The organism is Lysobacter sp. FW306-1B-D06B (assembly GCF_038446665.1).
In the GTDB taxonomy this organism is placed as follows: Bacteria; Pseudomonadota; Gammaproteobacteria; order Xanthomonadales; family Xanthomonadaceae; genus Lysobacter_J.
This window is the reverse complement of record NZ_CP151802.1, coordinates 513,838-534,827: the sequence shown is the minus strand read 5'-3', so window position 1 is coordinate 534,827 and position 20,990 is coordinate 513,838. Positions and strand designations below refer to the sequence as shown.

At 60.8% G+C, this 20,990-nt stretch carries 19 protein-coding genes and 1 pseudogene; 15 read left to right on the top strand and 5 right to left on the bottom strand.

Features of this window, described 5'->3' with window-relative positions; genetic code table 11:
* The first annotated feature begins 85 nt into the window (after positions 1–85).
* The 3 genes from AAFF32_RS02425 (at position 86) to AAFF32_RS02415 (ending at position 3,850) form a co-directional block, all read left to right on the top strand.
* Positions 86–880 carry a hypothetical protein gene (locus tag AAFF32_RS02425; protein WP_342316377.1) on the top strand — a complete coding sequence of 265 codons (795 nt, stop codon included), beginning with the start codon at positions 86–88 and terminating at the stop codon, positions 878–880.
* 379 nt (positions 881–1,259) lie between these two features.
* Positions 1,260–1,742 carry an RDD family protein gene (locus AAFF32_RS02420; RefSeq protein ID WP_342316376.1) on the top strand — a complete coding sequence of 161 codons (483 nt, stop codon included), beginning with the start codon at positions 1,260–1,262 and terminating at the stop codon, positions 1,740–1,742.
* Between the two features lie 236 nt (positions 1,743–1,978).
* Positions 1,979–3,850: a hypothetical protein gene (locus AAFF32_RS02415; RefSeq protein WP_342316375.1), complete on the top strand. Its 1,872-nt coding sequence runs from the start codon at positions 1,979–1,981 to the stop codon at positions 3,848–3,850.
* A 578-nt stretch (positions 3,851–4,428) separates the two neighbouring features.
* Here the strand turns inward: AAFF32_RS02415 and AAFF32_RS02410 are convergent.
* Both AAFF32_RS02410 and AAFF32_RS02405 read right to left on the bottom strand, forming a co-directional pair.
* Positions 4,429–5,100, bottom strand: a complete 672-nt coding sequence (locus tag AAFF32_RS02410) for a response regulator transcription factor (protein WP_342316374.1) — start codon at positions 5,098–5,100, stop codon at positions 4,429–4,431.
* Between the two features lie 1,280 nt (positions 5,101–6,380).
* Entirely contained in the window at positions 6,381–7,679 is a 1,299-nt protein-coding gene (locus AAFF32_RS02405; protein ID WP_342316373.1) for a transposase family protein, read from the bottom strand.
* Between the two features lie 334 nt (positions 7,680–8,013).
* Here AAFF32_RS02405 and AAFF32_RS02400 point away from each other — a divergent pair, with 334 nt between their 5' ends.
* The 8 genes and pseudogenes from AAFF32_RS02400 (at position 8,014) to AAFF32_RS02365 (ending at position 16,210) form a co-directional block, all read left to right on the top strand.
* Complete coding sequence (locus AAFF32_RS02400) at positions 8,014–9,684, top strand: ShlB/FhaC/HecB family hemolysin secretion/activation protein (RefSeq protein ID WP_342316372.1); 1,671 nt, start codon at positions 8,014–8,016, stop codon at positions 9,682–9,684.
* A 711-nt stretch (positions 9,685–10,395) separates the two neighbouring features.
* Positions 10,396–11,343: a glycosyltransferase family 2 protein gene (locus AAFF32_RS02395; RefSeq protein ID WP_342316371.1), complete on the top strand. Its 948-nt coding sequence runs from the start codon at positions 10,396–10,398 to the stop codon at positions 11,341–11,343.
* Positions 11,344–11,389: 46 nt separating this feature from the next.
* Positions 11,390–13,225 carry a hypothetical protein gene (locus tag AAFF32_RS02390; RefSeq protein WP_342316370.1) on the top strand — a complete coding sequence of 612 codons (1,836 nt, stop codon included), beginning with the start codon at positions 11,390–11,392 and terminating at the stop codon, positions 13,223–13,225.
* A gap of 65 nt (positions 13,226–13,290) precedes the next feature.
* On the top strand, positions 13,291–13,830 hold the full coding sequence (locus AAFF32_RS02385; RefSeq protein ID WP_342316369.1) for a hypothetical protein: 540 nt from the start codon (positions 13,291–13,293) through the stop codon (positions 13,828–13,830).
* A 34-nt stretch (positions 13,831–13,864) separates the two neighbouring features.
* Positions 13,865–14,053: pseudogene (locus AAFF32_RS02380) on the top strand (hemolysin D); the annotation flags it as partial.
* Positions 14,054–14,145: 92 nt separating this feature from the next.
* The gene (locus AAFF32_RS02375) at positions 14,146–14,502 is read left to right on the top strand and encodes a hypothetical protein (RefSeq protein WP_342316368.1); all 357 of its coding nucleotides are present in this window, start codon (positions 14,146–14,148) and stop codon (positions 14,500–14,502) included.
* Positions 14,503–14,531: 29 nt separating this feature from the next.
* Complete coding sequence (locus AAFF32_RS02370; RefSeq protein ID WP_342316367.1) at positions 14,532–15,059, top strand: HAD domain-containing protein; 528 nt, start codon at positions 14,532–14,534, stop codon at positions 15,057–15,059.
* A gap of 611 nt (positions 15,060–15,670) precedes the next feature.
* A complete protein-coding gene (locus tag AAFF32_RS02365) occupies positions 15,671–16,210 on the top strand; it encodes an HAD family hydrolase (protein ID WP_342316366.1) in 540 nt (179 codons plus the stop codon).
* Between the two features lie 163 nt (positions 16,211–16,373).
* On the opposite strand, the gene AAFF32_RS02360 is transcribed toward AAFF32_RS02365, so the two are convergent.
* From AAFF32_RS02360 to AAFF32_RS02350, 3 genes are read right to left on the bottom strand one after another with little or no spacing between them, the layout of a single operon-like run.
* Positions 16,374–17,141, bottom strand: a complete 768-nt coding sequence (locus AAFF32_RS02360; RefSeq protein WP_342317199.1) for an ImmA/IrrE family metallo-endopeptidase — start codon at positions 17,139–17,141, stop codon at positions 16,374–16,376.
* On the bottom strand, positions 17,101–17,511 hold the full coding sequence (locus AAFF32_RS02355) for a hypothetical protein (RefSeq protein WP_342316365.1): 411 nt from the start codon (positions 17,509–17,511) through the stop codon (positions 17,101–17,103). Before AAFF32_RS02355 ends, AAFF32_RS02360 begins: the two co-directional genes overlap by 41 nt.
* Complete coding sequence (locus AAFF32_RS02350; protein ID WP_342316363.1) at positions 17,508–18,017, bottom strand: hypothetical protein; 510 nt, start codon at positions 18,015–18,017, stop codon at positions 17,508–17,510. Before AAFF32_RS02350 ends, AAFF32_RS02355 begins: the two co-directional genes overlap by 4 nt.
* 277 nt (positions 18,018–18,294) lie before the next feature.
* On the opposite strand from AAFF32_RS02350, the gene AAFF32_RS02345 reads away from it, so the two are divergent.
* Genes AAFF32_RS02345 through AAFF32_RS02330 form a run of 4 tightly spaced genes read left to right on the top strand, consistent with a single transcriptional unit; the run spans position 18,295 to position 20,988 of the window.
* Positions 18,295–19,161, top strand: coding sequence for an AAA family ATPase (locus AAFF32_RS02345; RefSeq protein ID WP_342316361.1), 867 nt, complete (start codon positions 18,295–18,297; stop codon positions 19,159–19,161).
* Positions 19,158–19,607: a hypothetical protein gene (locus tag AAFF32_RS02340; RefSeq protein ID WP_342316360.1), complete on the top strand. Its 450-nt coding sequence runs from the start codon at positions 19,158–19,160 to the stop codon at positions 19,605–19,607. The genes AAFF32_RS02345 and AAFF32_RS02340 overlap by 4 nt, the downstream gene beginning before the upstream one ends.
* The gene (locus tag AAFF32_RS02335) at positions 19,604–20,104 is read left to right on the top strand and encodes a hypothetical protein (RefSeq protein ID WP_342316359.1); all 501 of its coding nucleotides are present in this window, start codon (positions 19,604–19,606) and stop codon (positions 20,102–20,104) included. Before AAFF32_RS02340 ends, AAFF32_RS02335 begins: the two co-directional genes overlap by 4 nt.
* The gene (locus AAFF32_RS02330) at positions 20,104–20,988 is read left to right on the top strand and encodes a CBASS oligonucleotide cyclase (RefSeq protein ID WP_342316358.1); all 885 of its coding nucleotides are present in this window, start codon (positions 20,104–20,106) and stop codon (positions 20,986–20,988) included. The genes AAFF32_RS02335 and AAFF32_RS02330 overlap by 1 nt, the downstream gene beginning before the upstream one ends.
* Positions 20,989–20,990 lie beyond the last annotated feature (2 nt).

Here is a 20,990-nt window from a genome sequence, read left to right as displayed (position 1 = left end):
TCTGCACTCGACTGGGCCGCAGCGGAGGGTCACTCTGCGCCCTTAGCTATACTCGTGTCGATCACCTGATCAACGTGGAAAAACCGTGAAACACAACGACTTCAAGAAGTATCTCGGGGGTGCGGTATGGGAGGCTATGGAGGAGGAAATCGCCACCCATACGCGCTTTCAGATGATCTACGTGAAGCAGAATCAGCCACTCGATAAGCTGCGCAATGAGGTGATTGATAATCTTGACTGGCGCTGGTCTCAACCCACGCCCGCGATTCCAGTGACGGATCGTGGACGTCAGGTCCAACGCTTACTGCGTGGCATCTTGCTTCACAAGTTCGGTTGGGCCACGCAAACGACGTCAGCACGGGCAGTTGCCGCTGCACGAGAACTGGCGTTGTCGATGTCGGAGGGATTCGAGCGAGCAATCCCTAGCTTGGAAGAGCTCTTGGCAACCGCCAACAGCCTTCCGTCGCGGGCCCCCTCGTATAAGGTCCGTGTCACGCAGTACCGCGAGGGGGACCTGCTGGCTATTGCCCATGACCAACGGTTCTACTGTGCCTACGTACTTAGTATTCCCAGCGACCGCGGTGGCGATTTCGAGCAGCTAGAGTTCTATGACGCGGTGTTCGACGACCTACCCGCAGCAGAGAGAATGACGAACCTCCCTGCCAGGGCACTCACACGCGGCTCTATTCGCATGCGCGAGCCTTGCTATCTGTGTGGATTGCATGGCCGGCCAGACCCATCTGGGCAAATCGCCGTACTCGCTTCCAACTGGCGCTCACCACCTAGGTTTGACGACCTCCAACCCGGCTTAGGTGGAGGGCCATTAACGCCTCTGCATCGACTTCGCGACTTCATCAACGGGCTTTTCAGCACTCCATGAGGCGAATTCGCCGTTGCCCGTTCGGATGCGTTGAATATCTTTCCCCTTGATCAATCGACCCGATACCCCTGCCATCCAGGCTCATCTAAGAATTGGAAAGTACTTGCTGCAGACCAGGTGCGCGCGCCGCATGGCGCCGTTTCGTACTTATCCAATGGCATAGCGTCCAACGGCAGCAGAAACTGCACTGCCCGGCGCCGCAGGTGCTAACCAGCCCTCCCGGCGGGTCTTTCCGCAGAGGAGGGAGGCTTCGCCTCCTCGCAGGGTGGCGGCGCCGGGGGATTTCGCCGTTTGACGAGTTCATGTGTGCCTGCATTGCCGCGGGCTCGGTCTAGTCCGTCGTAGACCAGCTCAGCGCGTCGGCCGCTGGAGAATAGCTATGCAGCCGCCAGAAAACACCGATTCAACCAAGCCCCAGGCAAGTCGTGGCGATCGATTTGTCGCACGGATAATAGATGGGCTTTTCGACCTGGGCGTCTGCCTGATTGCCAGCATGACATCTGCCTTCATTGTGTTGTCGATGGATCAGGGCGCAAGTAGGGACGAGGCACTCGGTCTTGGTCTGATCGCCTGCTTTCCTCTCTTGCTGGTGATCAAAGCAGTGTTGCTGCACCGACGAAGCCAGACAGTTGGAAAGATTGTCATGGGGCTTCGCATCGTTCGCACCGATGGAGGACGCGCGAACGTTGCCAGGACGTTGCTCCTGAGAGCGTTCCCATTCTTTGTGTTTTCAGTGCTCACGTCCAACTTCGCGGGATTCCTCAACGCTGTCTTCATCTTTGGAAGTGAGCGAAAGTGCCTGCACGACTACGTCGCGGGGACCAAGGTCATCTGCGTGAAGCAGTCGGGGCGTCAGGTGTAGGAGGTAGTAGTCGCGGGACTGCTCGCTTGTGTTGGGTATAGATGCGCGGCACGCATACCTCGACGGCCCCCAGAACCAGCACTTGAGTCGAGAGCGATCAGGGTCGACTGAAGCGCGGTGTAATCCGCAGCTTCGTGCTGACTCTCAGATGGCTGTTTCGTAATTCTTGTATTCGACCGCGGCCTGGGGGCTGCTGAGATACGCCCTGTCGATTCCGCTCTAGCAGGGCTCTAGCAATGAACTCCTATCTCATCTGGGACCACACGGTCAACAATTGGACCGTGACGTGCGAACGGACCAAAGGTCGTATCAAGTCCTCCTCCAGGTCGGTGCGCAAGCTTCTTGGCACCGCAGTCGTCTCGGGCGCCTTCGGCTTGGCTGCGCCCGCTTCCGCCGGCGCTGTCGACGGGGGCACGGCATCCGGTGGTCCGGAAGCCATCGCCGTAGGCTCGGGCAGCCTCGCCTCCGGTCCAGGTGCATTTGCAGTGGGAAATTACAGCCTTGCTGAGGGGGGCTATTCCATTGCCGTGGGCCTGAACGCCACCGCCACCGGTGAGAAGAGCACGTCAGTTGGCTACAACAGCCGCGCAACCGGCGCCTTCTCATCGGCCTACGGGCTGAATGCGAACGCTGCCGGCGACTACTCTTTTGCATTGGGCGAGGCGTCCTACGCGATGGCGAACTTCTCCCTCGCGATCGGTCACTACACGTTCGCCCGCAAGCAGTACGCGCTGGCGCTGGGCGATGCTGCCGATGCGGGTGGGGTTCGCTCCGTCGCGGTGGGTCCGGGCGCCAATGCTGCCGCCGACTACTCGCTCGCTCTTGGCGACGTCGCCAATGCCGCAGGTTATGGCGCGCTAGCTATTGGAGCCTCTACGAATGCATCGGCCGAGAATGGCATAGCGGTGGGCCGCAATGCCGCATCAACGGGCGCCAGCAGTGTGGCTATGGGTAGTGATGCGGTCGCGAGCCATGACAACTCTCTGGCATTGGGTGCGGGTTCCGCCACCAGCGTGGGAGCCCAGGCAAGCTATGAAGGCGCTTACGTGGGAGCTTCGTCTTCGACTGGCGAAGCTGCCATGGGCGGTCGGCAGGTGACGGGTGTTGCCGCAGGCAGTGCCGACACCGATGCCGTGAATGTCGGTCAGCTCAAAGCCGGTGTGGAACACGCCATTACGCAGTCCAACAGGTACACGGACAGCAAGATTGCTGAAGTCAACGCCGCCGTTACTCACGTCGACGCGCGAGTGACCACCCTCGAAGGAAGTATCACCAACCTCACGTCGGACGGGGAAGAGTATGACAACCGCCTGACGCTGGTCGAAGGCGATGTCAATGCCATCAAGAACGATGTCGTGGACTACGGCAAGCGCCTCACGGTTGTCGAAGGCGACATCAACAGCGTACAGAATGGCGCAGACGGGATGTTCCAGGTCAGCCAGGAGGCGTCGCTTGTCAAGCCCAAATCGTCCGGGATCAATTCGGCAGCCGGCGGCAACGGTGCGGTTGCCAGCGGACGCAGTGCTACGGCGATCGGCAATCAGGCGTCCGCGTCGGCGGCCAACAGCGTGGCAGTCGGTCAGGGTGCGACCGCTTCGCACGACAACAGCGTCGCGCTGGGGCAGGGCTCGGCCACGACGGTTGGCGCACAGCAGAACTATCAGGCGGCCTACACCGGCTCCAGCAACTCGTCCGGTGAGGTGAACGTCGGCAACCGAACGATCAGTGGCGTGGCGGCAGGTGCAGGCGGCACCGACGCTGTGAATGTCAACCAGCTCAATGCCGGTGTCGCGAAAGCTAATGCCTACACCGACAGCCGAGTGAGCACTATCCAAAATGACGTCTGGACGCTCTCTGGCGACATCGATGAGCTGCGCCAGGACATGGAATCGGGTATCGCCACTGCAATCGCCATGAAGCAGGCACCGTTCATCCCGGGCAAGACGACGTACTACGCCGGCATGGCGACCCATGAGGGCCAAGGTGCGCTGGGCGTTAGCCTGCGTCGCACGGCAGATAGCGGGCGATGGAGCTTGGAGGGTGGCGTTTCGGTCAATCGCGATGGGTCTAGCGCGTATGTCGGAGTCAGCGGCGCGCTGGGAGATTGATCGTGTGATCTGCGAGCTCGAATCCGCAGCAGGGAATGCTCCGGATTGTGCTCAGGCTGAGACTGCCGGCATGCTCAATCTACGAATTTCATTCCTGCCTGCCCGCGGCACTGCAACGCCAGGCACCAACGTCCCCACACATAGCGTGTCATGAAACCCTCACTCATCCTGTGTCGGACCGACGTTGCCCGCCTCGAATCGCTTCTGGAGCGAGTCGCGTCATGACAGCATGAGGTCCAAGCGCTCGGCGAGGAACTGGCTCGAGCGGAAGTGCTCGACATTCTTCCATCGCACGTGATCGGCATGAACTCATGCGCGAGGTTTGTCGATGAGCATTCAGGTCAGGAGCAGGAAGTGACTCTGGTCCTTCCGCACCAGTTGGATGGTCAGCCGGGCAAGGTCCGTGCTTGCGCCAGTGGGGTGCGCTCTGCTGGGATTGTCCGTTGGTCAACGTATCGAATGGCCGATGCCCGGTGCTCGCAATGCCGTCCTTCGCGTGACAGCTGTCTGGCCCGGCGTCGCCGCTATCCACGACACTTGAAGCACCGACCCGCGGTTGGGCGGGCGCCGAACTTCCACTATCCAGCCAAGAGGCGGTAGCCCGCGTGTGGGACCGTCCGAAGCATCGATGTCGCGAACGGAGCATCGATTGCCTGGCGCAGGCTGTACAGGTGGCTACGCAGCGCGTCCGATCGTGGAGGATGATCTCCCCACAGCGCATTCTCCATTTCTTCCCGAGTAACGATGCGCGGAGCTTCGCGCATGAGGATGTGCAGCAACTTGAATCGAGTCGGAGAAAGGCGTACTTCTAGCGCCTCCCGAATTACCCGCCTTGTCCCAAGTTCCATGATCAGCTCACCAACGCGCAAAGTGCCGTCCTGGAATTCCCCACGGGATCGTCGCAGCAATGCATGGAGTCGCGCGTGCACAATCTCGTTAGCGTAAGGGGGGGCAACAAAGTCGTCTGCTCCCGCGTCGAGCGCCGCGATCGCCTCGGCGTCCGAGTCGCCTCGTCCCAGCGTCATAATAGGAATTGCGGCCGAACTGCGACGAAGCGCTCCACATACCGACACGCCATCGGACCCCTCCTGGTGATACAGCACCAGGGCAGCGTAGGGCGCCTGGCTCACCAGTCGTAGTGCCATCTCACCATCCTTGGCGTAGTCGACCAGGTAGCCCTGCGCCTCTAGGTGGGAGCCGATACGAGTTGCGATACAGGATTCGTGCGTAGCGATAAGCACCAAGTCCATGCGGCGAGTTGAACTCGATCGCTCCTGACGGCTAGCGCTTCGATTGGCACTCATGGTCGAGATACCTGATGTGGTTGGTGGACATTGTCTGACGAGGCGAAGGATGCGTATGTTTCCAAGCGATGAAACATGCTGCACGAACCCACATATGCGCCATAGGAAAAGTTTCAAACTCAGTCTTTGACCCGATCCGGAAGCGGCGCGCCGTAGTGCGCTATCAAAAGACGGAACCGATCATCGGCAGGCTGATCATTGCGGAGGGCGGGCCTCTACTGTTCGGTGAAAGGTGCTTGAGGGTTCGGGGCTGCGCGCGACCGAGCTGAGTCACTCCTTCGGCGATGATCATCCGAGCCTAGGGTCCGTGCCTGCATTACTAATGCACTGATGTCGCCTCATCTGTCCAGGGAGTGCGCGAACTTTCCGACGAAGAGTGCTGAAGAGTACTTTCCAATTCTTAGATGAGCCTGGACGGCCTCGGGTTTCGGGTCGGTTGATCGTGGGGAAGGCTGAACAGTACCTATCGGGCGGTGGGCTTGGCAAAGCCCCAGCCGTTGCCGATCCAGTGCCGGGGATCGACCTCTCGCATCATTGCCGATAGGGTTGCCACCTCGGTCACTTGGATATGCGCCCCTATGGAGTCAATCTGCACAAAAATCATGCAGGCTGTGCTTGTGCTGATTGTTGCTTACGTTACTTCGCTCGCCATTGGGCTAGTGATTGTCTCCCTGGTGCCGGGTTCTTCGGCACGGATCTTGAAGCCAGTTCCGGATACGTGTTGGCGTTCTTGTTCGCGCCTGCTCTCACGTTGTTCCTTATGCCGCTCTATTGGCTGCTTCTTTTCAGACGCGCAGCTAGTTTTTCCTGGTTGCTATCCGGTCTTGCGATTACAACGCTAGTCGGACCCTTAGTCCTGGGGTGGCTGTGGCTTATTCCCTTTGGTGTCCTGGTGTGGTTTGCCGTCAGGATATGGAAAGCTCATCGCCAAGCAGGTAGACCGTTGCGGGATTTGTTCATCCGCCGCCGCGCGGAGTGATGCTCCCCGCTGGGGTGGCGTGGCGAGAGGCCGGGCATTCCTGCCCGACAATTGGGACCTGCGCTAACCAGCGGGGGCATGGAGGCGCAACAGGATCCACAATTGAGCGAACGTGCTTGAAGCGCGCGGCGGCCAAAGCGCTTCGGCAGCGCTACCATGCCAGGCATGCGACGCGTGCAGCTGCCTCCCGAGTTCTCCTAGATGGGCCAGGACGAACTTGGGGTTTGGGTCGTTTTGATCGTACCCATCAGGCGGCGGGTTCGGCGAAGCCCCAGCCGTTGCCGATCCAGCGTCGGGGACCGACCTCCTGCATCATTGCCTCTCGCGCCGCGCGCACACCTCGTGCGGCGTCCAGGTCCGTCATCTGCATGGCTTGCTGCTGCAGCGTCTCCACGGTGATTCCAGGCCGCATAAAGCGGTTGGCGTTGGACAGACTGGCCAGCTTCTGCAGTGGCGTCTGCACGTCCTCACTGCGGTGCACGCGCCGCAGCCGTCCGGGCTTGCGCGTATCGGGCACCTCGGTGCCAAACAGGCATGGCCGATGCAGATTCAAGAACGGATTCAGGTGATCCTCGCAGAAGGCGTTGAACTGCTCGGCTCGCTCTGCCGGGATGTAGCTGTAACCGAACTGGCGGCGCACCACCACGCCGTTCTTGGCTTCGACCAGGGCGTTGTCGTTGCAGCGACGCGGCCGTGATCGGGTGAAGTCGATGCGCGCATCGTCCAGCATCTGGGCCACCTCGTAGTTGACGTACTCGCTGCCGCCGTCGCTATGGAAACCACGAATCTCAAACGGGAACTGCGCCAGCATCGCCCGCATGGTGGGCAGCATGTGCTCGCGCTTGAGCGAAGGCACGGTGGCCACGACCTGCCACTGGGTAACGCAGTCGACGGCATTGATGTGGTACACGCTCCAGCGGCCACGGAAGTCGCCCTGATGCACGCTGTCGATGCGGATGAAGCCGGGCCGGTTGTCCGGTGCCGGTGCGCGGCGCGCGGCAATGGCTGCGGCCTTGCGGTCCGGCCGGGTCTTCGCGCGCATGGTGTGGCGCGCCTGATAGGCCACCGACCGGCGCAGGTTGTACAGGTGCGAGGCGGACAGGTGCTGCAGGCGCACGAAACGCTCGTCGCCATACAACTGGTACATGCGTCGCAGCACCACCACCGTGGCCGGGCCGGACAGTCGACCGTACTCGCGCTCGACTTCGGCCAATGCATCCAGGTCCGCGGCGGTGTAACGCCGGGCGAAGGCATTGGCGGGCCTGCAAAGCGGACGGCATAGCGGCTTGAAGGTCAGCCAGCGCTGCACCGCGCGGGTGATCTGCGCGCGACTGAACCCGCTCAAGTGCTGCAGGTAGCGTCGCACCCGGCCGCGGTCGACGCGCTTCAGGCCACGATAGTCCAGCCGCACCAGCACCGCCGTGATCCATTCATAGCGTTCGAACCGGCAAGCCGCCGGCGTGAAGTCGAAAGAGCGGGTGCCATCGAGTACCGCGCGCACGCCGTCGATCGTGCGAATCCGTGATTCGTCCAAGTTGATGATCATCCTGAGTGATGATCAACCGACCCGAGTGCACGCCGCCCATCCGCGTGTCAATCCTTGGCGTTCCGCTTCGCGGCCAGACTCATCAGCGGGTGGAAACGCGTCCGTCCAGGCTCATCAGCGGGTGGACAGTGCTAAAGCGAATTTCCCGACCAACCTTAAGATTTGTCTTATATCCCCGATGGTTCGGCCTCTCTAAGCTCGGCCCTCGCGGAGAGCTGCGCCTTCGGCGCAGGCTCGGTCTCGCTTGCGGAAAAGGAAGATATCGGTGGTGCAACAAGGAAAGTGGCCGCATCGGCGTGCCTTGGCTTGGATCATCTGGGGAGTTCTGGCGCCCATGGGACCCGTGGGGGCGCAGGTGGCGCCGTCGGTGCAGGAAGAACTGCGTCAACAGGAGCGCGAGCGTGCTCTGCGCCAACAGCAGGAGCAGCGCCCTGATGTACGTCTGGCGCCGGAGCCGACCGCAACGCCGGAACGTTTTCCGGCCGACGAATCGCCGTGCTTCGCCATCGAGTCGATTCGCCTGATCGGTGAGGACGCCCAACGGTTCCGCTGGGCGCTGGACGCCGTCGACCCCTCAGACGACCCCGCCACGGGCCGATGCCTGGGCACGCAAGGCATCAACGTGGTGATGAAGCGCGTGCAGAACGCCATTGTGGCGCGCGGCTACGTGACAACGCGGGTCGTAGCCGCACCACAGGACCTGAAGGCGTCCAAGACGTTGGATCTGACGGTCATCCCCGGGCGCATCCGCGCGATTCGTTTCGTCGACGGCACCGACTCGCGCGCAACGCTCTGGAACGCGGTGCCGGCCAAGCCCGGCGACCTGCTCAACCTCAGAGACGTTGAACAGGCGCTGGAGAACTTCCAGCGCATCCCGACCGTGGCCGCGGACATCCAGATCGTGCCGGCGGACGGCGACGACGCGCATCCCGGCGAAAGCGACCTGGTCATCAGCTGGCAGCAGCGCGCCCTGGTGCGGGCCAACGTGTCGTTGGACGATTCGGGCTCTGAGGCGACCGGAAAGCTGCAGGCCGGCGCCACGCTGTCGCTCGATAACTGGTGGATGTGGAACGACGCCTTCTACGTCAACGTCGGCCATTCGGCCTTCAATGGCGGCAGGAAGGGCACGAAGAGCTGGACCGCGCACTACGACGTGCCCGTGTCCTGGTGGCTCATCGGCGCGACCGTCAGCGCGTACGACTACCGCCAGGCGGTCGCGGGTCCATACCAGACCTACGTCTACAGCGGCAACAGCCAGAACGCCGAGCTGCGCGCGGCCCGCCTCCTGTTCCGTAACGCGACCATCAAGACCGGCGTGTACGGGCGCGGCTGGTGGAAGGACTCGGACAACTATATCGACGACACCGAAATCGAGGTGCAGCACCGGCGCACCGCAGGCTGGGAAGTCGGCGTCACCCACAAACAGTTTCTGGGCAAGGCAACGCTCGATGCCAGCGTGGCGTACCGCCGCGGCACCGGCGCTTTCGGCGCGATTCCATCGCCGGAAGACATCGCGCACGCGTTCGATCCGACGCTTCCGCTGGAAGGCACCGCGCGGATGAAGGTGATCACCGCCGACGCGCAGTTGGCGGTCCCGTTCCAGCTCGGCAACCAGTCGCTGCGCTACAGCGGCAGCTGGCGTGCGCAGTGGAACGACACGCCACTGTCGCCGCAGGACCGCTTCGCGATCGGTGGACGCTACACGGTGCGTGGGTTTGACGGTGAGGTGTCGCTCTCCGGCGAGCGCGGCTGGCTGGTCCGCAACGACCTGGGGCTGGCGCTCGGCGGTGGCCAGGAGCTGTACCTGGGCGCCGACTACGGACATATCGGCGGCCCCAGCACCCAGTGGCAGCTCGGTGATCACCTCGCCGGCGCCGTCGTCGGACTGCGCGGCGGCTGGCACTCCCTGTCGTGGGATCTCTTCATCGGCGCGCCGATCTCCAAGCCCGCGTTCTTCCCTACCGCCTACACCACTGCCGGTTTCAGCGTGAGCGCGTCGTTCTAGACGCGCTTCTCCTCGCGCCTTTGCAGAATCACGAGAATGACATCGTGGGTGGATTCATCGGGTACAACCCGAGTACGGGCGGGATCACGCCCGATGGCGGAAACTCCGCGTGGGAAATGGCGCGCGTACTTGGAGGAACTAACACCCCGCACAATTGCTACAAGGATGCCCCAGAAGCATGCCGGGACCTCTGGATGGATCAGCCTGGGAGACAGTCAGTGCCGATTCCGATCAATCAAGTGCCAATGTCCAGGATGAACGAGTTGTTGTACCGCCTTGAAAAGTGGAGAGGGTCCATCAAATGAAGGCAGAATTTCTGATCGCCTTGATCGCAATTCTTACTACTGGGTGTCTACCAAGGAATGCATTCGCACCACCGCCCGATGATTACGAGACGTGGAGTAAGCCTGGAGCAACCGAGCTAGACGTGTGGAAGGCGATGTTGGATTGCGGCTATGCGAGCCCGTTTAGGCCGATCGAGGGATTTCCAGGCGGCGCACGTTCCGACGAAGAGATTGGGCATTCGATGCTTTGTATTGAAGCAAGCGGATACAGTCACTCTGTAGAGCGACGAGCCACCCCCGTCTGTAGCGGGGAAAAAGCGAAGCTACTGACATGCCAACCCGGGGCCGAAATACCGAACCCTGACGCGAACGTCCGCTTGAGAAGCGGATATTGCAAGAAGTATCCGCAGTCGCGGGCCTGCGTTCCTTGACGTACCTTACTGAAAGAGGCGATGGCAGCGAGCGCATCGCAGTCATCATTCCTTGCTACAACGAAGTGGTCACAGTGGCCAAGGTCGTGCGCGACTTCCGCGAGCAATTGCCCGGCGCGCAGATCGTCGTACTGGACAATGGGTCAACGGACGGCACCCCGCTCGAAGCGGGGCAAGCGGGCGCTCACGTTCTGCACGTGAGCGCCGCAGGAAAGGGGAATGTCGTGCGAAGGGCCTTCGCGGACGTGGAGGCCGACCTCTATGTCTTGGTGGATGGCGACGACACTTACTCCGCGGAGTGCGCCCCTTACCTGATCGGCCGGCTGCTGCAGCAGCGACTCGATATGGTGGTCGCTGCACGCACCTCCAAATCCGGAGATGCCTACCGACTGGGGCATCGTCTCGGAAATCGCCTGCTAACGGGGTGCGTGGCCTGGCTATTCGGACGCACGTTCAAGGACATGCTCTCCGGTTACCGGGTGTTCTCACGGCGCTATGCCCGCTCGTTCCCGGCGCATGCCTCCGGGTTTGAAATCGAAACGGAGCTCAATGTGCATGCGTTGCAGCTGCGTATGCCGGTCGCCGAAGTAGCTACACCGTACGGAGCGCGCCCTCCGGGGTCATCCAGCAAGCTCAACACTTACCGCGACGGCATGCGGATCGCGCGCACGATTGCAGCATTGGTACAGGCGGAGAGGCCTTTACTGTTTTTTGGCAGCGTTGGCATTGCGCTCCTGCTCGCTGCGCTTGCCTTGGCGGCGCCATTGTTGCCTGCCTATCTCTCTACAGGATTAGTGCCGCGACTGCCCACAGCGCTAATGAGCGTTGCACTGGCACTCACTGCAATGGTTTCGCTCGCCTGCGGCCTGATCCTGAACAATGTCGCGCGGGGGCGATTAGAGGCAAAGCACCTTGCCTATCTCTCGGTCTCGTCCAGTCGCTAAAGCGGGTTCATCCCGTGATTTCCCGCAGCAGAGGAACGGTTCAAGAATGAGATTTGCAGGCCGCCTGAAAGCCAGAATTACCAACGCGCTGTCGGAACGTTTCAGCTTCACGAGTCAGAGCAATGTACTCGCTTCCGCCTTCACGAGCCTGATCGTGGCGGGGCTGATCTCGGTGATCTTGGGTCAAGATCGCAATTGGGATCTGATGAACTATCACTACTACGCCGCCTATGCCTACCTGAACGATCGGGTCGGCGTGGATCTGGCTCCTGTGGGGCTGCAGAGCTATTTCCCACCTCTGTTGGATGTGCCGTACTTCTGGTTGTCCACAAGATTACCCCCGGTAGTGCTCTCGTTCCTGATGGGGGCATGGCAGGGCGCCTGTTTCATCCTGCTGTCCGGAATCGCGTGGACTGCGTTGCCGAACGACGATCGCAGAGTCACGCGTGCGCCCTTACTGGGCCTAGCGGGCATGCTGTCGTCGGTATTCCTTTCGGAGTTCGGGAGCACGATGGGAGACAACACCACCGCACCCTTCGTGCTCGGTGCCGTGCTGTTGGCGATATGGCCGCATGATCGTGCTGGTGCATCCGTTTGGCGCCTATTGGCGTGTGGCGTATGCATGGGCTTGGCAGTGGGATTGAAGCTTACCAACGCCGTTTACGCCGTGGCGTTGGCGGCAGGCATTCTTGTTGGCGCGGCGTGCTCTCGGCGCGGCGTGCTTCATCTCACGGTCGTCACGCTCACATCTCTTGTGGCGTTTGGAGCGCTCAAAGGCGCGTGGTTCCACCAAATGTGGATTGCGTTCCGTAATCCCTTGCTGCCACAGTTCAATGCGTTGTTCAAATCGCCACTGGCCAGTGAGACGTTGGTGTCCGATACCCGATGGCTGCCGAAGACGGGCATCGAGTGGATGACGTGGCCGGTGCAAATGACCTTGGATCCGGCGCGTGTCGGTGAAGTGGGATTGCGTCAGATCGTTTGGCTCCTGTTATTCCTCGCGACGGCTTGGTGGGTCATCCACCTTGTGCACGGACGGAGGCGGCCCCAGCACCCGCCGCAGTTGGCTCCGGTCGTTACGCAACGGCAGGTGGTGGCCTTCGTGGGAACGTCATTTGTGGTGTGGATGGCGATGTTCAGCATTCATCGCTACCTTGCGGTCGCAGAGATGATGGCGTCCATTGCCTTATGGATCGTGATCCATCGAATCAGTTCTGCTGATCGGGCTCATCGTCTGGCAACTGTTGCCGTTGTCGCCTGCGCACTAGTCGCGGTGATGGGGTGGACTGGCTGGGGTCGCGCAGGTCTCGGCCAGACGGGCTTTCAGGCAGAGACCCCTGAGGCCACGCCTGAGCCAGCGACGGTAGTGATGACCGGCATAGAGCCGCAAGGATGGATCATCCCAATACTCTCTGCGGAGTATCGCTTTGTCGGTGTCAGTGGGTTTCCCGAAGGTCCTGGCTATCAAGCACGGGCGCGCGCAATGTGGGATTCCACGCCAGGTCGGATCTTCGCCATCCTCCCGGCTGCCGATGATCGCAGGCAGCAGCGGGTGGCGCGACTTAATCGAGCCGTGGAATTGCTGGGCTTGAATGAGACTTGCGCTCGATTGCAATGGTGGGCAGCCAAGTTAAAACTTGAGATTCAGCCGGAGTTTGGTGGCATCGGGTCTCCCTCTCGAAAGTGCGAACTGATTCTGCCCGCATCTCGAAGCGTCGATCTCGCACTTGAAGATCACCGACTCCAGGAGCAAGCCATGCAGGTGCTGGCTCGCCATAACTTGCAATTGCTGAGCCCCTCATGTGTAAGGAAGCGGGCGTCGATCGGGACTGATCCGCAGCCTTACCAATGGTGCCGAGTCGTCCAATCAGATCCGGGTTAATGAGCCAAGTAGTTGGCATCACATGACGTCGCACACCGGATACCTCCTCGACCAAAGCAGTTGCCATGCCTTCAAACGATCGCATCACCTTCACGATTTACCCGCTCTGGCTGGTTTGGCTGGGGCGCGTCCTGTTGTACTTGGCGCTACTGATGGCGCCGGCGGTGTTGGCGGCCTGGCTGAGCGAGCAGGCCCCGGCATCGATGAAACCGGCGGCGCAGATCACGGCGAACGTGGTGTTGCTGCCGTTGCTGTATGTCGGCTTGTACTGGTTGCTGCGTCATTGGGGCGCGCGTGCCCAGAACTTCATATGGCTGGTGATCGCCTTCTTCGGGTTCCTCACCTGGAGCCAAGGGCGGAAGGCTGCGACGGACGGGGACTGGAGCCATTGGCTCGGCGCGGGACTGGGCGTGCTGTACGTCGTCGGCTTCGCGTCGCTGGCCGTATGGGGATGGCGCCGCAACCATCGCGACCGGCAGGCCAGGTGGGCGGCGGAGCGGCAAGCTCAAGTTGATCTGCATGCCGAGGCCATTTTGCGCGCCCAGGCGCTGGATCGGCAGCGATCGGACTCTATGCACGCGTCGGCACCGGAACGCACTCCGTGATGCGGTCCGGAACAACGACCTTAATTCTGAGCCGCAGCGTCCGGAAACCCATTACCGCGTGTTGGTAACACTCGACGCACAGACAGTGAACCCGTATGGGAAACCTGAAGCCCTGCGACCCGGAATGCTGATTGACGCCGACATCCTGAGCGAGCGCCGCAAGCTCTACGAATGGCTGCTTGAAGCATTGCATTCCCTACGGGGCACGGGGGGTGCGTCATGAGTACGCATGTTCTGCATGGCGTAAGAATCGTTGAGACGGAGCATGACGTGACGGCTATTGAACCCAGCGCTAACGAGTCACGGCGAAGTGATATGCACCTCACGCGCTGCGATGACCAGCTAGCGGTGGAGTTGCGTATTCCGATAAAGCCGGAGACGGCCGAGGTGCTGCGCATTCAATGGGGGCGTCTTGGCGGCCCGGAAGACGAAGCGGCGTGGGCAGGGCGATTTCGGGTCGCACTGGAACCGGCGCTCGCTGAAGTTCTGGATTGGGATTTGCGGCCGCCCTCCAAGGCTCAGCTCGACTACGCCTTGGCCATCACCAAGGCCCTCAACATCAGTCTTCCGGGCGAAGCACTCCTCTTTGGCGGCGCCATGTGGGAGTTCCTGGATCGGCATGTCCCGCAATATAAGAGCAGGCGGCTCAAGGGCGGCCAGGCTGCGACCTAAGTGGGTCCCAGACCCGAAATGATGTGCCAATGGCTACCTGCGCCACCGATAAGCTGATTCTCTTCTTAGACTTCGACGGGACGCTTCATCCCTTGTGGGAGTTCACACGTAATAGCGCCGGACGGGAAATCGCTCGACGCTATGAGGGCCCATGGCTTGTACATGCCCCGCTGCTAGCAGGGGTTCTTCAGCCCTGGCTGGGGCAGATTGAAATCGTCGTATCCAGTTGGTGGGCCTATCACCGCCCCTTGGACGAGATCAGAGCGATGCTGCCGGAAGCGTTGGCGATGAGAGTTATCGATAGTATCTGGCTGCCGGAGTTGACCACGCCGCTTTGGAGCGAATACCACTCCAAACTGGCGACGAGGCACGCGTGCATCCGGCTATGGTTGGATCGACGACGCCCGGCTCACACGAGACGCTGGTTGGCGCTGGATGCAGATCCGTGGCCGAAGGAGGACGAAGGCAGGCTCATTCGAGCTTGGGGCACGCTTGGGAACTCCAAGGTGCAGCGCGAACTGGTCGATCAGCTCGAGCGATTTCTATGCGACACCTGATTGCATTGATCGACGATGTCGCTCAGCCCGCGATATCGATACGTCAACTGATCAGCACCGTAATCAAGGTCAGCACCGGCACAAATTGTTTGCACCAGCCAAAGTAAACCGGAACCGGAGGTCAACTCGACCGGAATTCGCAACTATGTAGTGGCCATAGCTCAGACCCTAAAGATCGGGCTCCCGAGCGAGGCACTGCCATCGTCCGGCGCGAGCGTTCATCGCCACTGGCGCACCCAAAGTGGCGTGTCCAGATCCTGTGAAAGAAATCTTTCATAAGCGCTGCACTAAAGAAAGAAATCTTTCTTAAGGGGCCACGATACAAACGCCGCTCTGGTTTTTAAACTGGCCAAAGTCAATCGGAACCGGAGGTTAACAGGACCGAATACGCGCGGGGCGTAGATCGCGGTATTGGATGCACGACCGCGGAGCCTTGGGACCATCCGGAATTATCCGCCGCCAAATGATTATTAATGGCGCAATAATTCCAGATAATTTGCCTGCGTGCAGTAGCGCCGGTGGCCATGTCCCGAGCGGTCTCTCCGAGCTAGTGGGGAGAGTGCGAGCACGCTTGCGCACCGACAGTCGGAGTGAATGGAGACGCGATAGACGTGAAGCTGCTTGTGCTGGACTTGGACGAGACTTTGGTATTCTCGAGCGAGCAGACTTTGGAACGGCCTGCAGATCTCCATATCGCGGGCTATCACGTCTACAAACGTCCCCACCTCGACGCATTCCTAGACTTCGCATTTACTCGCTTTCGAGTCGGGGTATGGACGTCCTCTGGAAGGCTTTACGCTGAACCCCTTGTCGCGCTGCTGGTGGGCGGGCGCGCCTTAGAGTTTGTCTGGTCTGCACAACGCTGCAGCATCACCAGGGACTGGACCACTGGCGGACATCTGACCGAGAAACGTCTGGCCAAGCTCAAGAAGCTGGGCTTTCGGCTCGAAGACATCATTGGCGTTGACGACACTCCTAGCAAATACTCGAAGAACTACGGCAACCTCGTGTGCGTAACCGAATGGACTGGGGATGCTCGCGATACCGAGCTGCCCGACCTTATGAAGTACTTGACTCAACTCGAGATGACCTCGAATGTCCGTTCCGTCGAGAAGCGCGGCTGGCGGGCGAAGCTTGCGGCCAAGCCATGACTCCATGGGCCTTGCCATCAGATCTGCTCAGATGCCGGTTGGTAACATTTCGACGCCTGACAGCGGTCCTTCTCGTCGCACAAATACGCTAAGTCTCCTGGTCGTTGAACAGGTGACGGCTGTCTAGAACGATATTGGCAGCATATCTGCCTGCTCTACTTGACTAGTTCGTCGCGCAGACAAGCGCAAGAACATCGTCCCCGTACTTCCGGGCATGCTCAAGCAACTGGACACGTTGCGACGCGTAGGTATCGAACCATACGTCGCCAGAAACCTTTCTGGGCTTTGCGGCAGATGAGGCGCCATAGGCTATGTCGAATGCAGATGACCTTGAATCAAGCATTGCACATGGCACAGTGTCCAACGCGGCCTTCACGCTACGCCGATACCAGTTGCGCCCGGTCTTTGAGTATGAGAGCAGCCAGCCCGGCCATAAGTCCAGATTGACCATCCGAAGCGCAGTTGCCAGCGTGCTTGTCCTGAACTCTTCGGACAGAAGCCGTACTTGCGCCCAAGGCTCCTTTCGAGCAACGCGCTCAACTGCTGGCGCAAAGAGATACGCCGGCATCAATAGCGCGGCGGCGAAGGTATCCGCATCCGTCTCGAATCCCTTCGCGGAATGTGAAGGTGATTCGATCTCGTTTGAGCGACACATCATGAGCTGCCCTCGGTGCAACAGCCAATGACCGAGCTCGTGGGCGATCGAGAACCTTTGGCGCTCCTCAAGCTGTCGAGAGTCGATCGTCAACAGCCCTCGGTCGCCGCAGCCAACGACCCGGGCATCACAGCCACGCAGTGGTCGGTACTGAATCTCGAGACCGCAGTGCCAAGCAATGACTTCGAGGTCCAACTGAGTCGGGGACGTAATGCCGAGTTGGCGGAGCAGTGTCTCAGGCGTCATCACTTGCTCGATCGAGAAGTCCTTCCACATCGACACCCAGCGACTGTAGGTCTGAAAGGATCTGAAGAACTTCTTCGTCAGGTAGTTCCTTCCCGGATCGAAACGCGAGAGAGAACTTTGCAGTTAGTGCTGGCTCTTGAGAAGCGAGCTTCTGCAGAAACAGCCGAGCCTGTGCCTTCACCCGTTCGCTAAGCTCTCGTGGCGCAACTCTCGGCGTGGACTTCAATGCCATTCTTGCAGCCGAAAATCGGATCTTCCCGGCGCGCACCTCGGCGCGAGCCATAATCTCCTTACGATCGAATGCGCCCGACGTCCCAAGATCGAGGTCATCCGAAGTGTCTTGATACATGGCATCGATCAAAGTCATGTACTGCTGCGAAGGCGTTAGACGGGTGGTCATTGAAGCTCTCCTGCAGCGCGCAGCTTGGCGAACTGGCGTCTGATCCGAGTCTGCACCGAAGCGTAAGTAGTGGGCGTGATGCCCAGGCATTCCTGGATCTCCCCAGGAGACATGCCCGACGCCATCCCGCCAAGGACATCCTTGGCGACCTCATCATCCGGGAACGCGGATCCGATGACTTGGAGCAGCTGCTCAAATCGCGCCTCCCGCTCGGCTCCCAGCGAAGGCGGAAGCCCGCTCTCGTCGCCCGATGCATCTGCGTGCTCCAGAAGTTCGTCCAGGGACTCCACCTTCGGGGCCCGGGCTCGCGACTTGCGCCATGAGGACACGATGCTGCGCATCGCTGAGTACAGCTGCGTCCGTAGTGACACTCTGTCATTCCATTTCCGGACGCCCGCCAGGTAGCGACCCAAAGCCGCAGCCAGAAGATCTTCCGGCGAGAGCGTGTCGCCAGCGCACAGGTCCCTGGCTGCCCGAGACAGCCATGCGAAGTCCTGCTCATTCATTGCATCTAGGGCCTGGCGTGCCACGTCCGCGGCTGGGCCCTGTGCGTTCGAATCGGCCACCTTCGGTCCTCCTGTCCCCTTAGGCTCCAAAAGGCGCCCCGCCCCGACAATGCCTTCGGTTGTCTGCGCCTCCCTTCTTTTGGAGCCTATAGGAATGAGGGGGTCCTCGCGACCGACGTTGTCGCTCCCGGTGCGACGGGGAGCTGCTTTGATGGCCTGATAACCCCTTGGCGGAGCCCTGTCTGACCTCCCATCCCCCATCCTCGCTGGAGCTTGCATGATTGCTGAAGAAATCGAACTGCCTTCCACCGCATTCGCGGCCGCCTGGAACTCGATCAAGGTGGAGGCGGCGCTGAAGGACCGTCTTGTGGCGGGTGCGCTGCTTTCTCTGCAGTTGCGCCAGACCTTTTCCTTTGAAGACATGCCTGTCCATGGAATGGTCGTGCTGTCCGGCCCACCCGGTACAGGCAAGACGACGCTGGCACGCGGATTGGCTAATCAGGTCGCGCAGTCCCTCAAGGGAAGCAGGCCGCGATTCGTACAGATCGATCCACACGCGCTGGCGAGCGCATCGCTTGGACGGAGCCAAAAGGAAGTCACCCGCCTGTTCCACGAAGTAATCCCAGAGCGGGCCGCTCAAGGGCCGTGCATCGTCCTGCTCGACGAGGTGGAAACCATTGCCGCCGATCGTCAGAAGCTGAGTTTGGACAGCAACCCAGTCGATGTGCATCGCGCCACAGACGCGGCACTGGCGGGGATTGATGTGCTGTCCCGCAAGCACCGCAACGTGCTCCTAATTGCCACGACGAACTTTCCGGAAGCCCTGGACAAGGCATTCCTGTCCCGGGCCGATGCGATTGAAGATATCGGTCTCCCGTCGGACTCGGCGCGACTGGAGATCATTGAGGACGCGTTGAAGCAGCTGGCATCGCGCTGGCCAGCTTTGGACGCACTGCGTAAGAGGAGCAAGGAATTTGTGGCGGCATCGGCTGGCTTGGATGGTCGCCGTCTGCGGAAAACGGTGACGTTTGCGGCCGCAGGGACTGTCGAGACGGCCAAGGACCCGGGACGCATGACGGCGCATCAATTGCTGCAAGCCATTGAGACCGCGGTGGACACCCAGAGTCGCGTGGGGGTCCTATGAAGGTGAGCCGCATCATTGCTTCTACGCCTCAGCGCAGCGCGAAGGATACATGGACACGCATCATAGAGCTGATTACAGGGGCGGGGTCCAAGGACACTCAGCAGCTGGAGGCTGCACGCAGCGTTCTTGAGGCGGTCATTGGCGAGGAGTATCCGACGGACCATCCGATCGTCGTATGGGGCGCAGGCCCACGCCTCGTGATCTACCTGCGCTATGACGCGGACGCCATTGAACGCGGCCATAGTGTGGATGCGCTGTCGTGGAACCCGACGGACGGGGACTGGCGAATCAGCGCGCCCGCTGCAGCCGAGGACGTGGCGTGGATGACGGCTGCGCTCGGGACTGGACGCATCAGTGTTAGAAAACTGGGCGATGAGGTGGGCGACGACAAGGCCGCCACAGGCACTGCAGGTGCGCTGGCCATCGACTGGACGGTACTCGGATGACAGGGACCTACACCAGCAGCTACACCCGTACCCACACGGCTACCTACGTCGCGGACAAGATGCGCGGCCTGCTTTCGGAGTTGGTCCGCGATTACGGCCTGGACCCGAAGGCGCTGCACGACAGTTGGAGCGGCCCCGTTGGCAATGCGGCCCGTGCCTGGATGGAATCGGGGCACCTCACGGTGATCACGATCGAGTTCTACCCGGTTGGTTCTAACACGGCTGTTGCCCGCTGGGACTTCCCCATACGCTACGACGCGGCAGGCGTGGAAGAGTTGTGGGTCGACAAGGCCTTCCTGCGCGACACAGTTGCCAAGGCCAAGGCTCCTCCGTCGGGATGCATCTACAGGGTGCTACTGAGCAGGCGCTCAGGCGCCCCGGCTGTTCACGGGATCGTGGATTGCGAGTTCAAGGACGTTTCAGCTTTGCTCGCTCGCGACGCTGGCACCGTGATCTCCACCCCTGACATCAATGCGAGTGCGAGGTACTACCGCTAATGACGCGCGTCGAAGAAGCCTTTGAAACCTATCGCCAGCGCCTGGAGCTCAGCGAGACCGAGCGAAAGGACACCATCGCTCGCCACACCCAGGTACGAAACTCCATACGGGCAGGCTTTGACGTGGACCGAGACTTCCTGACCGGATCCTATGCCCGGCACACGAAGACGAAACCGCTCAAGGATGTTGATGTGTTCTTTGAGCTCGGACAGAAGGAGCGCTGGCGAAGGGATGGCACGCCATCAGACATGCTTCTGGCATTTTCCAAGCAACTAACCAAGGACTTCGGACAGGACTGTGTCGAGCTTGGGCGCCGGTGTGTGACCGTTACGTTCGAGAAGAAGAGCCCGACAGCGGACGACACCGGGAAGGTGCTGTCTATCGACTGTGTTCCTGCGTTCGACCATGCGTCAGGCTACGAGATTCCAGATAGGGACAAGGGCGAGTGGATCCTGTCCGATCCGGAAGTTCACAAGGCCGAAGCAACCGCCAAGAACAAGGAATGCGATGGTGGTTGGGTGCCGCTGGTCAAGATGCTTAAGGCTTGGAACCGAAACGCGGGCAAGCCGATCAAGCCCATGTTCCTGATTGAGGTGATGGCGCAGCGACTCGTCGACGCCCCCTTTCGCTCATACCCGAGTGAAGTGCGGCGCTTCTTCGCTGCGGCAGCTGAGGGCGTCTTCCAAGATTGGCCGGATCCGGCGGGCCTTGGACCGCCGGTATCTGACCAGATGTCGGCGCAGATGCGCCAAGCGGCGTCTGATGCCTTGCGAAAGGCTGAGCAGCAGGCGGCGTACGCGTCTCGCCTCGAGGCACAGGGGCGGCATGGTGAGGCCATCGCCGTCTGGCGCACGTTGATGGGCAAGTACTTTCCAGCGAGCTGACA